Origin of the sequence: Roseobacter sp. FCG-D35, from assembly GCF_033436665.1 — a bacterium.
GTDB lineage: Bacteria > Pseudomonadota > Alphaproteobacteria > Rhodobacterales > Rhodobacteraceae > JAWQFO01.
This window is the reverse complement of sequence record NZ_JAWQFO010000001.1, coordinates 792,021-804,268: the sequence shown is the minus strand read 5'-3', so window position 1 is coordinate 804,268 and position 12,248 is coordinate 792,021. Positions and strand designations below refer to the sequence as shown.

15 protein-coding genes are annotated in these 12,248 nt (G+C 68.4%); 6 read left to right on the top strand and 9 right to left on the bottom strand.

Annotated features, from left to right (window positions below):
* Together R5H30_RS03695 and R5H30_RS03690 are read right to left on the bottom strand one after the other, a co-directional pair.
* Positions 1-384, bottom strand: a complete 384-nt coding sequence (locus R5H30_RS03695; RefSeq protein ID WP_318326658.1) for a nuclear transport factor 2 family protein — start codon at positions 382-384, stop codon at positions 1-3.
* A 23-nt stretch (positions 385-407) separates the two neighbouring features.
* Positions 408-1,013 carry a flavin reductase family protein gene (locus R5H30_RS03690; RefSeq protein ID WP_318326657.1) on the bottom strand — a complete coding sequence of 202 codons (606 nt, stop codon included), beginning with the start codon at positions 1,011-1,013 and terminating at the stop codon, positions 408-410.
* An 83-nt stretch (positions 1,014-1,096) separates the two neighbouring features.
* On the opposite strand from R5H30_RS03690, the gene R5H30_RS03685 reads away from it, so the two are divergent.
* Together R5H30_RS03685 and R5H30_RS03680 are read left to right on the top strand one after the other, a co-directional pair.
* Entirely contained in the window at positions 1,097-1,594 is a 498-nt protein-coding gene (locus R5H30_RS03685) for a GNAT family N-acetyltransferase (protein WP_318326656.1), read from the top strand.
* A 49-nt stretch (positions 1,595-1,643) separates the two neighbouring features.
* A complete protein-coding gene (locus R5H30_RS03680) occupies positions 1,644-2,411 on the top strand; it encodes an EcsC family protein (RefSeq protein ID WP_318326655.1) in 768 nt (255 codons plus the stop codon).
* On the opposite strand, the gene modC is transcribed toward R5H30_RS03680, so the two are convergent.
* The 3 genes from modC to modA are packed head-to-tail and all read right to left on the bottom strand — an operon-like array spanning position 2,408 to position 4,931.
* Positions 2,408-3,496, bottom strand: a complete 1,089-nt coding sequence (gene modC / locus R5H30_RS03675) for a molybdenum ABC transporter ATP-binding protein (protein WP_318326654.1) — start codon at positions 3,494-3,496, stop codon at positions 2,408-2,410. The genes R5H30_RS03680 and modC overlap by 4 nt on opposite strands.
* The gene (gene modB, locus R5H30_RS03670) at positions 3,493-4,182 is read right to left on the bottom strand and encodes a molybdate ABC transporter permease subunit (RefSeq protein WP_318326653.1); all 690 of its coding nucleotides are present in this window, start codon (positions 4,180-4,182) and stop codon (positions 3,493-3,495) included. The genes modC and modB overlap by 4 nt, the downstream gene beginning before the upstream one ends.
* Positions 4,182-4,931: a molybdate ABC transporter substrate-binding protein gene (gene modA / locus R5H30_RS03665; protein WP_318326652.1), complete on the bottom strand. Its 750-nt coding sequence runs from the start codon at positions 4,929-4,931 to the stop codon at positions 4,182-4,184. The genes modB and modA overlap by 1 nt, the downstream gene beginning before the upstream one ends.
* A 133-nt stretch (positions 4,932-5,064) precedes the next feature.
* On the opposite strand from modA, the gene R5H30_RS03660 reads away from it, so the two are divergent.
* Positions 5,065-5,487 carry a DUF1178 family protein gene (locus R5H30_RS03660; protein WP_318326651.1) on the top strand — a complete coding sequence of 141 codons (423 nt, stop codon included), beginning with the start codon at positions 5,065-5,067 and terminating at the stop codon, positions 5,485-5,487.
* Positions 5,487-6,137, top strand: a complete 651-nt coding sequence (locus R5H30_RS03655) for an SDR family NAD(P)-dependent oxidoreductase (RefSeq protein WP_318326778.1) — start codon at positions 5,487-5,489, stop codon at positions 6,135-6,137. Before R5H30_RS03660 ends, R5H30_RS03655 begins: the two co-directional genes overlap by 1 nt.
* A gap of 19 nt (positions 6,138-6,156) precedes the next feature.
* Here R5H30_RS03655 and ygfZ read toward each other — a convergent pair whose 3' ends face one another.
* On the bottom strand, positions 6,157-6,903 hold the full coding sequence (gene ygfZ / locus R5H30_RS03650) for a CAF17-like 4Fe-4S cluster assembly/insertion protein YgfZ (protein ID WP_318326650.1): 747 nt from the start codon (positions 6,901-6,903) through the stop codon (positions 6,157-6,159).
* 68 nt (positions 6,904-6,971) lie between these two features.
* Here ygfZ and R5H30_RS03645 point away from each other — a divergent pair, with 68 nt between their 5' ends.
* Positions 6,972-7,646 (top strand): TIGR04283 family arsenosugar biosynthesis glycosyltransferase, encoded by a 675-nt coding sequence (locus tag R5H30_RS03645; protein ID WP_318326649.1) that lies wholly within the window; start codon positions 6,972-6,974, stop codon positions 7,644-7,646.
* Here the strand turns inward: R5H30_RS03645 and R5H30_RS03640 are convergent.
* On the bottom strand, positions 7,643-9,496 hold the full coding sequence (locus tag R5H30_RS03640) for an ABC transporter ATP-binding protein (RefSeq protein WP_318326648.1): 1,854 nt from the start codon (positions 9,494-9,496) through the stop codon (positions 7,643-7,645). The two genes, R5H30_RS03645 and R5H30_RS03640, sit on opposite strands and share 4 nt — an antisense overlap.
* Before the next feature lie 141 nt (positions 9,497-9,637).
* On the opposite strand from R5H30_RS03640, the gene R5H30_RS03635 reads away from it, so the two are divergent.
* On the top strand, positions 9,638-10,846 hold the full coding sequence (locus R5H30_RS03635) for a pyridoxal-phosphate-dependent aminotransferase family protein (RefSeq protein WP_318326647.1): 1,209 nt from the start codon (positions 9,638-9,640) through the stop codon (positions 10,844-10,846).
* On the opposite strand, the gene R5H30_RS03630 is transcribed toward R5H30_RS03635, so the two are convergent.
* The gene (locus tag R5H30_RS03630) at positions 10,843-11,049 is read right to left on the bottom strand and encodes a hypothetical protein (protein ID WP_318326646.1); all 207 of its coding nucleotides are present in this window, start codon (positions 11,047-11,049) and stop codon (positions 10,843-10,845) included. The genes R5H30_RS03635 and R5H30_RS03630 overlap by 4 nt on opposite strands.
* A 50-nt stretch (positions 11,050-11,099) precedes the next feature.
* On the bottom strand, positions 11,100-12,203 hold the full coding sequence (locus tag R5H30_RS03625) for a pyridoxal phosphate-dependent aminotransferase (protein ID WP_318326645.1): 1,104 nt from the start codon (positions 12,201-12,203) through the stop codon (positions 11,100-11,102).
* Between the last annotated feature and the right edge of the window lie 45 nt (positions 12,204-12,248).

The following is a 12,248-nucleotide window of genomic DNA, read 5'->3' as shown; positions in this document are numbered from 1 at the left end:
TCAGAACATGCCGTTGTCGTTCTTCGAGGTTTCGGGGATCGTCTGCAGCACGTCCCAATGCTCGACGACCTTGCCGTTCCCGTCGAAGCGGAAGATGTCGATCCCGGCGTAATCCTCGTCGCCGGGCCAGGTCTGGTGGCAATGCAGCACGACAAGGTCGCCCTCGGCGATCACCCGCTTGAAGTCGACATGCTTTCCCGGAAACTCCTTCGCCATGCGCTCGAAGTAGTCAACGAACGCGTCCTTGCCGTCACCCACGTGCGGATTATGCTGGATGTAGGTGTCACCCGCGTAGCGCTCGATGGCTCCGCGCGGGTCGCAGTCGTTGAACATCATCGCGTAGAAAGCCTGCGCGTTCGCCTTGTTGCGGTCCGGGTCGGTCATGTCGTCTCCTTTCGATGATTGGGTCAGTCGTCAGGGCGCTTGAGTTCAAACAGCTCGGTGACTCGCGTGTAGTCGCGGTAGCCGAGGCGCGACAGTGGCTGGTAGGTGCGGATATCGAACCGCCCGTCGACAATGGTGTCGTCGCGCAGGTGCACACCGGTCACCGTGCCGAAGACCACGAAGTTGTGCTCTCCTTCGATCTCCACGATTTGGCTGACCTTGCATTCGAGCGAGGCCGGCGCGCCCTCGACGCGCGCACAGTCGATGGTCTCGCAAGGTGCGGCGACCAGACCCGCATGGGCGAACTCGTCGGTTTCGCGCGGCAGGGCCTGGGAGGTCGCGTTCATCGCGTCGCGCATGTCGTATTGCACGATGTTCACGCAGAACACGCCGGTCTCGCGGATGTTGCCGACCGAATCCTTGGTGCCGTCCCGGTCTGGCTTGGCCGAAGTCGAGGCGAACATGACCTGCGGCGGCGTGTAGGCGACCCCGTTGAAGAAGGAGTAGGGCGCGAGATTGTTGCGCCCGGCGCCATCGCGGGTCGAGATCCAGCCGATGGGGCGCGGCGTGACGACGGCGTTGAAAGGATTGTGGGGCAGCCCGTGGCCGTCTTCGGGGCGGTAGAACATGTGTCGTCTCCTGGTCAATTGCGGCTCATCTAGCGCCATGCTAAGGCCGGGGCCACCCGAAACACCCCTGCGGCTCCAAGCACTTGTACACCCTGACGCCCGAGACCCGCCACGATTACCACGAGGTGGAGGCGCTGTTTGACCTGTGTTTCGCGCCAGGCCGCGAGGCGCTGTCGAGCTACCGGCTGCGCGACGGGATCGCCGCGGTGGCGGGGCTGGGGCATGTCGCACGCGACCCCGACAACGTCCTCGCCGGTGCCATCCGCTATTGGCCGGTGACCGTGGGAGGCAGCGATGTCCTTTTGCTCGGACCGGTCGCCGTGCATCCCACCCGGCAGGGCGAGGGTCTGGCCGGCGCGCTGATCCGCGAGTCGCTGGGCGTTGCCGTGCTGCGCGGTTGGACGCGGGTCATGCTGGTGGGGGATCAGCCATATTATGGACGTTTCGGGTTCGTGAAGCTCGAGCATGTCGAGATGCCGCCGCCCACAAACCCCGAGCGGGTGCTCGGTCAGGCGCTGGTGCCCGGCGCCTGGGACGGGGTGACCGGCAGGGTCACGCGCTGGGCCGGACCGGCATATTGAAAAGTCCCGCCGTCTCCCCACCTTCTAGCGGGACGAGGAGAGACACCCCATGACCGACCTGCAGATCGCCAAGACGGTGGATGTCGACGCCGAACTCGACCGGATTGCCGAACGCTATTCGAACGCCGGGGGCCTCGGCATCGACCTGCTGAACGTGATCGGCGGGCGCGCCGAGAACCTCATCGACCGGCTGCCCGCTCCGGTTCGAGAGGGGCTGCAGGAAGCAACGGTCAGGGCGCTGAGCCAGGCGATGAAGGCGGCGCATACGTCGCGCTCGGTCGTCAAGGACCAGAAGAGCTGGCTCAACACGGCGATTGGCGCCGCGATGGGGGCCGCCGGCGGCGCGGGCGGCCTGCCGACGGCGCTGGCCGAGCTTCCGGTGACCACGACGCTGCTGCTGCGCGTGATCGAAGGTGTTGCCGCCGAGTACGGCTTCGACCCCGAGGCCGAGAACGTGCAGTTCGACTGCATCCAGGTATTTTCCTCGGCCGGGCCGCTCGCGGCCGATGACGGGGCCGACCTGGCCTTCATCTCGGCCCGGATCACGCTGACCGGGGCGGCGGTGCGCGGCATCATCGCCAAGGTCTCGCCGCGCCTTGCGGTGGTGCTGGGCCAGAAGCTCGCAGCCCAGACCGTGCCGGTGCTTGGGGCCGTGGCAGGGGCGGCGACAAATTACGCCTACACCAGCTACTACCAGGACATGGCGCATGTGCATTTCGGCCTGCGCAAGCTCGCCATCGACGCGGACGTCCCGGTGCCGGAGTTGGTCGAACGTCTGCGGGGCCGCGTGAAACGCCGCCTCGCGCGCCGACGCTAGCGCCCGATGCTGCCGGGGGCCACGGTCGTGGCCTGGAAGATCGCGAAGCAGGCAGTGCCTTCGCGCAGACCCATCTCGGCCACTGCCCGCGCCGTCACGCGCGCCAGCAACCTGTCCGATCCGCAGGCCAGCGCCACCGCGGCCCCCGGTCCGCCGCCGGGATGGATCGCCGTCACCGTGACAGGCAGGATGTTGCGTGACGACAGACCCGTTGGCCGCTCGGTGGCGAGGATCACGTCCTGCGCCAGCACGCGCAGGCGCACCCGAGCGCCGAGCGGGGCCTGCACGCCCGGAAGTTCGATGCGTCCGGCGCTGATTTCGAGCGTGCTGAGCCCGTCCGCGCCATGCGACAGGACCGTCGCCTCGATCACCGCACCCGCATCGCGCACGCCCAGCAGAGGCACGGCAGCAGGATCGGCCAGCACGTCGAAGAGCGGACCCTGCGCGGCGATGTGCCCGTCGCGGATCAGCACCAGCGTGTCGGCCAGCCGCGCAACCTCGTCGAGGGCATGGCTGACGTAGAGGATCGGCAGTTTCAGCGGCCCGTCGCGCAGGCGTTCGAGATAGGGCAGGATATCCTGCTTGCGCGCCGCGTCGAGCGAGGCCAGCGGTTCGTCCATCAGCAGCATGTCCGGCTGGCTGAGCAGGGCCCGGCCGAGCGCCACGCGGCTACGCTCGCCACCCGAAAGCGTGGCGGGCGCGCGGTCGAGCAGGTGCGCGATGCCAAGAAGGTCCGTCACCTCGTCCAGCGCCGGACCGCTCTGCGGCTTTGGGGCGTAGCGCGTCCCGAAGCTGAGATTGCGCCGCACATCGAGGTGCGGGAAGAGGCGCGCATCCTGGAACACGTAGCCGAGGCGACGGCGGCGCGCGGCGATGTCGGTGCCGGCGTCGGTGTCGAGAAGTACGCGGCCGTTGATCGAGACCCGGCCCCGATCCGGGCGCATCAGCCCCGCGATGGCGTTGATGACGGTGGTCTTGCCGGCGCCGGACCGGCCGAACAGCGCGGTGATGCCTGGCCCGCCCTCGAAAGCGAGATCGAGCGCGAACTCCCCGAACCGGTGGGCGAGGTCGACCGACAGGCTCATGCGCCGGCGATCCGCTTGGCGACCCGCCGGGCAAGCCACTCGGAGACCAGCACGGCAGCCAGCGCGAATACGCAGGCCAGCAGGACAAGCGCCGCGGCGCGGCCTTCGGCCCCGGGGACCTGCAGCAGCGAATATATCGCGCTCGGCAGGGTCTGGGTTTGGCCGGGGATGTTGGCGACGAAAGTGATGGTGGCGCCGAACTCTCCAAGCGCCTTGGCAAAGCCCATGACGGCCCCGGCGAGGATGCCGGGAAGGGTCAACGGCAGCGTGACGCGGGCAAAGACCGCCCAGCCCGGCGCGCCCAGCGTGGCGGCGGCGTCCTCGAGCTTCACGTCGACCGCCTCGATGGCAAGCCGGATCGCCCGGACCATCAGCGGAAAGCTCATTACCGCCGCAGCCAGCGCCGCCCCGGTCCAGCGGAACGAGAACACCAATCCCAGCGTCTCCTCGAAAAAACGTCCCAGCGGGGCCTGCCGCCCGAAGCTCAGAAGCAGCAGGTAGCCGGTCACAACAGGCGGCAGCACCAGCGGCAGATGCACGGCAGCATTGAGCGCGGTCTTGCCCGGAAACTCGCGCCGGGCCAGCGCCCAGGCGACCCAGATCGCCAGCGGCAGCGCGCAGAGAGTCGACCACGTCGCGACCCAGAGCGACAGGCGCAACGCGACCCAGCCGGCGGAGTCGATCATCAGTTCCCGACCCCGAGTAGGACAAACCCGTGCCGAGTGAAGATCGCGGCGGCCTCCGGCGTCGCGAGATGATCGAGAAAGCCGGACCCCTGCGCGGTGATCGCTGCGACCGGATAGAGGATCGGCGGATGCGTTTCTTCGGGAATATGCCAGACCACCTTAACGCGAGGCTCGGCCATCGCATCGGTGGCGTAGACCACGCCCAGCGGTGCCTCACCCAAGGCCACGAAGGCCAGCGCACCGCGGACATCGGCGGTTTCGGCTAGGTGCGGTTTCAGCGCAGGCCAGGCGCCTATGGCCTCGAGCCAGGCCTTCGCGTAGCCGCCTGCCGGAACCGCGTCGTGCCGTCCCATCGCAAGGCGGCCGCCGTCCAGCCGGTCGAGTAGGCGCTCGGCGTCCGGGTCAGGCATCGGTACCACGCCGGCGGCGCCGATCAGCACCAGAGTGTTGCCCAGAAGGTCACGCCGCGTCCCGGGCACCAGCCGCCCGTCCTGCTCCAGCAGGTCCATCCAGCGCCCGTCCGCGAGGATCACGAGGTCCGCCGGCGCGCCCTGTTGCACCTGACGCGCCATCGCGCCCGATCCGCCGTAGGAGATCGCCACCGGAGCTTCGTAGCTGCCCGCAACTTCGTCGAGCGCGCCGCGCAGGCTGGCCGCGGCGAAGACGGTGAGAGCCGGCGCGCCGCTTGATGCGCCGGGGCAGGTGAAGACCAGAAGCAGGATCGCAAGCAAGCGCCGAGCGTCGAACATGACGGCAAGTATCTTCCACGCCCGGGGGTTTCACAAGCCGCAACGGCCCCGGGCGCGGAGATCGGCGGGCTTGACGAAACGGCGCGCGCGCCCCATTTCGTTCTGCATAAGTGATTGATTCCATGGACTGCGGATGATCCAGTACAAGCTCAGATGCGCCGAGGGCCATGACTTCGACAGCTGGTTCCAGTCGGCGGCGGCCTTCGAGGCGCTGCAGAAGGCGGGGCACGTCAGCTGTGCGGTCTGCGGCGCCACGGATGTGTCCAAGGCGCTGATGGCGCCCAGCGTCTCGACCGCGGACCGTCCGGCGCCGCCGAAAGTGTCGGAGCAGAAAAAGAAACGCGCGGACATGCTGGCGGCGTTGCGCAAGCATGTCGAGGAAAACGCCTCCTACGTCGGGGCCGATTTCGCATCCGAGGCGCGCTCGATGTACCTTGGGGCCACGCCGGAACGCGCGATCTACGGCGAAGCCACCGGCAAGGAGGCCAAGTCGCTGATCGACGACGGCATCCCCGTGGCGCCACTGCCGTTCCTGCCGACCCGGAAGGCGAACTGATTTCCGCCACCGTTCTGATAACCGGCGCCAGCCGCGGCATCGGTGCCGGTCTCGCGGCGGCCTACCGCGCCCGCGGCGACCGGGTTTTGGGCACCGGTCGCTCGGTCACCGCAGATCTGCAACTCGACGTGACGCAGCCCGCAAGCTTTGCCGAGATGACGGCGACGCTCGGGGACAGGGCGCTCGACCTGCTGGTCTGCAATGCCGGTGTCTATCTCGACAAGGGCGCGGACATCGTCGAGGACTACGCGCCGGACGTCTGGGCCAAGAGCTTTGCGACCAACGTCACCGGCGTCTTTCTGACGATCCGGACGCTGCTGCCGAACCTGGCGCGCGCCGACGCACCGAAAATCGCGATCCTGTCGTCGCAGATGGCCTCGTCCGAACAGGCGCCGGGCGGCAGCTACATCTACCGCAGTTCCAAGGCCGCCGTGCTCAACCTCGGGCGCAACCTCGCCACCGATCTCGCAGGCGAGGGGATCGCCGTCGGAATCTACCATCCCGGCTGGGTGCGTACCGACATGGGCGGGCAGGGGGCCGCGATCTCGGTCGAGCAGTCGGTGAATGGCCTGATGGCGCGGTTCGATGCACTCGACCTCGGCACCACGGGATGTTTCGAGGATTGGGCCGGCCGCGCTTTGCCGTACTGACCGCGCGCCCGGCTTGGGTTCAGACCGGCTGTGCTTCCATCTCGACCTTTGCCTCACCGGCGAGCATCTCCGACCCGGCGCGGTCGAACCGCAGGTAGGCGATGGCGTGTTCGCCCGCGCGACTGAGCAGCCTGCCCGCCGCCTTGCCGTCCGCCATGATCTCGGTGCCGGGGCCCGCCGGACCTTCGATCCGCACGCGGACCAGCCCCTTGCGCAGTTCCGTCTTGTGCCGCATTCGTGCCGTCACCTCCTGCCCGACATAGCAGCCCTTGCGGAAATCCACGCCCGACAGACGGTCGAACCCCGCCTCGAGAATGAAGGTATCCGGGGTCAGCTCGATCCCGGTTTCTGGCACGAGGTGTTCGACCCTGAGCGCCGTCCAGTCGACGTCCTGTGCATCCTGCGGGGTCTCGCGATAGGCGCGCCAGCCAAGCGCCGGATGGCGCGGGTCGGCAAACGCGTCCGGGGGCGCATCGCCGAGACCGCGGTGCAGGTGCAGGCCGCTGTCGACAATCTCCACATCAGCGCGCAGCTTGTAGAGGGCAAGGCGTTGCGCCAGCGCATCGCCAAGCGGTTCGGCCACGTCGAGCAGAACATCGGCGCCGTCCGGGACAAGGAAGAAATCCGCGATGTACTTGCCCTGCGGTGTCAGCAGGGCCGCGTAGACCAGGCCCTGTTCGAGCTTGCGCACGTCGTTGGTGACGATCCCTTGCAGGAAATCGGTGGTGTCGCGCCCGGACAGGCGCAGGATGCGGCGATCGGTCATGCGGGACTCCTCTTTGCGGGATGCTTCGCATATAGATGCTGCGCCGCAAAGCGAAAGGGACATAACTTATGCGTGCACCGATCTCGGTGATCGTTCCGACCCTGAATTCCGAGGCCGTGCTCGGTCCCTGCCTGCAGGCGCTGATGCCGGGGCTCGAAGCCGGGTTGATCCGCGAACTGATCGTCAGTGACGGCGGGTCCGAGGACGCGACGGTGCGGCTCGCCAAGGCCTGGGGCGCCGAGGTGGTCGAGGGGCCGGCCTCGCGCGGCGGACAGTTGCGTCGGGGGTGCGAGGCGGCGCAGGGGCACTGGCTGCTGGTCCTACATGCCGACACGATCCTCGCGCCGGGGTGGGTGGAGCCGGTAATCGCGCATCTGGGGCGCCACGACGCTGGCTGGTTCCGGCTGGCCTTCGCCGCGGGCGGCTGGCGTGGGCGCGCGGTCGCACTCTGGGCGAACCTTCGCAGCCGCCTCGGTCTGCCCTACGGCGACCAGGGCCTGCTGGTCCCGATGCCGCTTTACCGCAAGGTCGGCGGCTATGCCGACCAGCCGCTGATGGAGGACGTCGCCATCGCCCGGGCGCTTCGCGGGCATCTCAGGCCAATCGACGCGGTGGCGCTGACCAGCGCCCAGAAGTACCGCAAGATGGGCTGGCTGCGGCGTGGAGCGCGCAACCTCTGGACACTCGCCCGCTACGCCGGCGGCGCCTCGCCCGAGCGTCTGGCGCAGGACTACTACCGTTAGCCGAAGAGGCGCTGACCCCAGCGCTGTAGCAGCGCCAGAACGTCCGGCCGCGCCGGGTCGTCACGCCAGGCCGGGTGCATCGGGCGACGATCGGTGACGGTCTTGCCGTCCTGGAACTGCAGCCGGTAGAGGTCGGCGTAGATGCCGCCCCGCTCGAGCAGTTCGTCATGCGTGCCCTCGTCGACGACCTGCCCGCGATCCATCACCACGATCTTGTCCGCGCCGCGGATCGTCGACAGGCGGTGTGCGATGACGATCGTCGTGCGCCCGTGCGCGAGCCGGTCCAGCGCCTCCTGCACCACCTGCTCGGATTGCGCATCGAGCGCCGAGGTCGCCTCGTCCAGAAGCAGGATCGGCGTGTCGCGCAAGAGCGCGCGGGCGATCACCACGCGCTGGCGCTGGCCGCCCGAAAGCGCCGATCCGCGCGGGCCCACGGGCGTGGCGAGCCCGGCCGGCAGCTTGTCGACGAAGTCGCTGACATGGGCGGCGTCGAGCACCGGGCGCAGTTCTTCGTCGCTGACGTCGGTGCGGCCGAGCAGGATGTTCTCGCGCAGCGATTCGTCGAACAGAAGCGCCTCTTGCGTCACCACCGAAAACAGGCCGCGCAGATCCGGGATCGCCATCTCGCGCGCCTCGACGCCACCGATCAGCACCGAGCCGCTGGCGGGATCGACAAGACGGGTCAGCAGGTTGAAAATCGTCGACTTGCCGGCCCCGGAGGCCCCGACCAGCGCCGTGGTCTCGCCGGCCTTGGCGGTCAGGCTGAGGTCTGTCAGCACCTGCACGTCGCCGTAAGAGAGCGATACGTCGCGCAGCTCGATGTCGGGCGTGCCTTCGGGCGGGGCTACCGGTTGTGCCGGGGATTCCAGCGTCACCGGCGCATCCAGAAGCTCCTTCAGGCGCTCGATGGCCGAGGCCGCGACCTGCCACAGCCCGCTCATCGAGCCGAGCCGGCGTAACGGATCGAAGGCGAAACCCATCGCGGTGAAGAAGGTCATGAACTGCCCGATGGTCTTTTCACCGGCGATGATCTCGGATCCGCCGTAGAGGATCACCGCCATGAACCCGACGCCCGAGATGATGTCGATCATCGCCGGGATCGCCGCCGAGCCGAAGGCGGTGCGGACCTGCGTGCGTACGAAGAGCTTGGTGAGATCGCGGTACTGGCGCGACTGGTAAGCCTCCATCGCGTTGAGCTTGATCGGCACGATGCCGTGGAAGACCTCGTCGAGCCGGGTGGCCAGCGTCGCCCCGAGGTCGCGCCCCTCGCGCGAGCGCTGGCGCACGAATTTCTGCGCGAAAGCCGCGGGCAGAACGAGGATCGGGATACCGATGCAGGCCAGCAACGCCCAGACCGGATCGACGTTGATCGCCACGCCCAGCAGCACGACGAGGCCGATGGCGTCGCGTCCCGCGCCGGTGATGACGGCTTTCCAGACGTCGTTGACCGCGTTCACGTCGGTCTGCACGCGCTGGATCAGGAAGCCGGGCGGGTGGCTCTGGTGGAACGCGCCGTCCTGCTTCATCATGTGGTCGAGCAGGTCCATGCGTAACTCGGCCGCCGTCTTCTGCGAGATGCGGGTCAGCAGCACCTTCTGCACCACGCCCGAGACGGCGCGCACCACGAAGATGCCGATCAGCACGAAGCTGACGACGAACAGCATCGACACCTTGCCCGACACGAAGACCTGGTCGAACATCGGCTGCATCAGGTAGGCCAGCGCGCCCAGCATCGAACCTTCGAGCGTCATGAAGACCACGGCGATCATCAGCGTCGGCAGGTGCTTCCTGAGATAGGTGCGCCAGAGCCAGCCGATCAGGTGGGCAGAGGAGTAGCTGTCGTCGGGCATGGATCGCCTTCGCGTCTTCGCGGGGCGCCGCCCCGCCGGTTCCCCGGTTTAGGACCCGCAGGGATCACGCGCAAGCATCGCGGACAATTGACGGCGCGGGCGCCGCGGCTAGTGTGACCGCGACGCAAAAGGACAGCATTCATGCCGCAAAAGCCGAACCTCTCCCACGGTCGACCCTATCTGGCGATTCCCGGACCCTCGGTGATGCCGGATGCGGTCCTGAACGCGATGCATCGCGCGGCGCCGAACATCTACGAAGGCGCGCTGCCCGAGATGATGCCGGCGCTCACGGCCGACTTGCGCCGGGTTGCCCGCACGCAGCATCGCGTGGCGATCTACATCGCCAACGGGCACGGCACGTGGGAGGCGGCGCTGGCCAATGTCGTGGCCCCCGGCGACACGGTGTTCATCCCCGCCACCGGGCGTTTCGGACATGGCTGGGGCGAGATGGCGGCGGGGCTCGGGGCCGAGGTGGAGATCATGGATTTCGGCAAGTCCGCGACCTTCGACCTCGACCGCGTGGCCGAGGCGCTGGCGGCGGACACCGCGCACCGCATAAAGGTCGTGCTGGCCGTGCATGTCGACACCTCGAGCACGGTGCGCAACGACATCGCCGGGCTGCGAAGGGTGCTGGACGAGGTCGGCCACCCGGCGCTGCTGATGGCCGATTGCATCGCCTCGCTGGCCTGCGATGTCTTCGAGATGGACGCCTGGGGCGTCGACGTGACGGTTTCGGCCAGCCAGAAGGGGCTGATGGTGCCGCCGGGCCTGGGGTTCGTGTTCTTCAACGACAAGGCGGCCGGGGCGCGCGCCGCCATGCCGCGGGTCAGCCGTTACTGGGACTGGACGCCGCGGGCCGAGCCGCAGGAGTTCTACCAGTACTGGGACGGGACTGCGCCGACGCATCATGTCTACGGGCTGCGCGCGGCGCTCGACATGCTGCATGGTGAGGGCATCGAACAGGTCTGGGCGCGTCACGCGGTCCAGGCACGCGCGATCTGGGCCGCCTGCGAGGCCTGGGGCAAGGAAGGTTCACTTCGGCTCAACATCGCTGACGCGGCGGTGCGCAGCCATGCCGTGACTGCGCTGCGGCTCGACGCCCCCGATGCCACGCGCCTGCGCGAATGGACCGAGCGCGAGCTGGGCCTCACGCTCGGCATCGGTCTGGGCATGGCACCGCCGGGCGATCCGGCCGGGCACGGCTTCTTCCGTCTGGGGCACATGGGGCATGTGAGCGGCCACATGATCATGGGCCTGCTCGGCGGCATTGAGGCGGGGATGAAGGCGCTGGGTATCGCGCACGGGCCGGGTGCGCTGGCGGCGGCGGCCGAGGTCATCGGCGGCGCCTAGTCGGTGACGGGGGGCCAGGCGCGGGCGCGCTTGCGCGCCTGAAGCCAGTCGATCCAGCGGTTCAGCAGCAGGCTGACGAAGATCGCGCCGACAAGGCCCCAGATCGCGAAAAGCAGCAACAGGACCCAGCCGAGGTTCACGCCGAACATCACCACGCAGGCGGCGGTGTAGTCTGGGGCCCGGCCGATCTTCCCTTCGCGCATCGCTACTCTCCGGCTTGTACCCCTTCGTTATAGCGTGGTGGGCGCGCCTGTCAGTCCCCGCCTGCGTCCGCAAGCGCGCCGGGCAACGCATCGGCGAAGGCGTCGAGATCGCCGGGCGGCGCGCAGCTTATGCGGATGCAGCGGTTCTGCGGGTCCACGAACGGCATCCGCACGAAGATCCCGCGCGCGACCAGCCCGTCGAGCACCCGGCGCGCGAACGCCCCGTCTCGGCCGCAGTCGATGGCGACGAAGTTTGTGGCCGAGGGCAGGGCGGTCAACCGGTTGGCGCGGGCGATTTCGGCGATCCGGTCGCGTGCCTTGGCAATCCGTGCCTGCACATCGCGCAGCCAGTCCTGGTCGGCAAGTGCCGCGAGCGCACCCGCCTGGGCCGCGCGGTTCATGCCGAAATGGTTGCGCACCTTGTCGAAGGCGCGGATCAGGTCGGGATGTCCGATGGCATAACCCACGCGCGCCCCGGCCAGACCGTAAGCCTTGGAGAAGGTCCGCATCCTGATCAGGCGCGGGTCATCCGCGGGCAGCGGCACGGCGGCGTCATCGGGCGCGCATTCGACATAGGCCTCGTCGAGCACCAGAAGCGTCTGCTCGGGCAGGGCGGCCATGTCGGCCACGATCCGTTTGCCCGGGTGATAGAGCCCCATCGGGTTGTCGGGATTGGCGAGGTAGACGAGCTTTGCAGAAACCTCCGCCGACTTTGCAAAGAGAGCCGCGGTGTCTTCCATGTCGTCGCGGTAGGCCACCTTGTGCAAGGCGCCGCCGTAACCTGCGACATGGTAGTTGAAGGTCGGGTAGGCGCCATCGGAGGTGACCACTGCGACGCCGGGTCCCACGAAAAGCCGCACGATGTAGCCCAGCAGGCCGTCGATGCCTTCTCCCACGACGATGCACTCGGGTGGAATGCCGTGATGCGCAGCCAGAGCCGCGCGCAGATCGTGGTTCTCGGGGTCGCCGTATTTCCAGTGATCGGCGCGCGCCATCGCCTCGATTGCCGCGGGCGAGGGGCCGAAGACGCTCTCGTTGGCGCCGAGCCGCGCCCGGAACGCTTCGCCGCGCGCGCGCTCCTGCGCCTCAGGGCCGACGAAGGGCACGGTGGCGGGGAGCGAGGCGGCAAGCGGGGTGAGGCGAAAGCTGGACATGCCGCGCAGATAAGCCGAGCGCCGTGCCGCTGGCAAGGCGCTGCG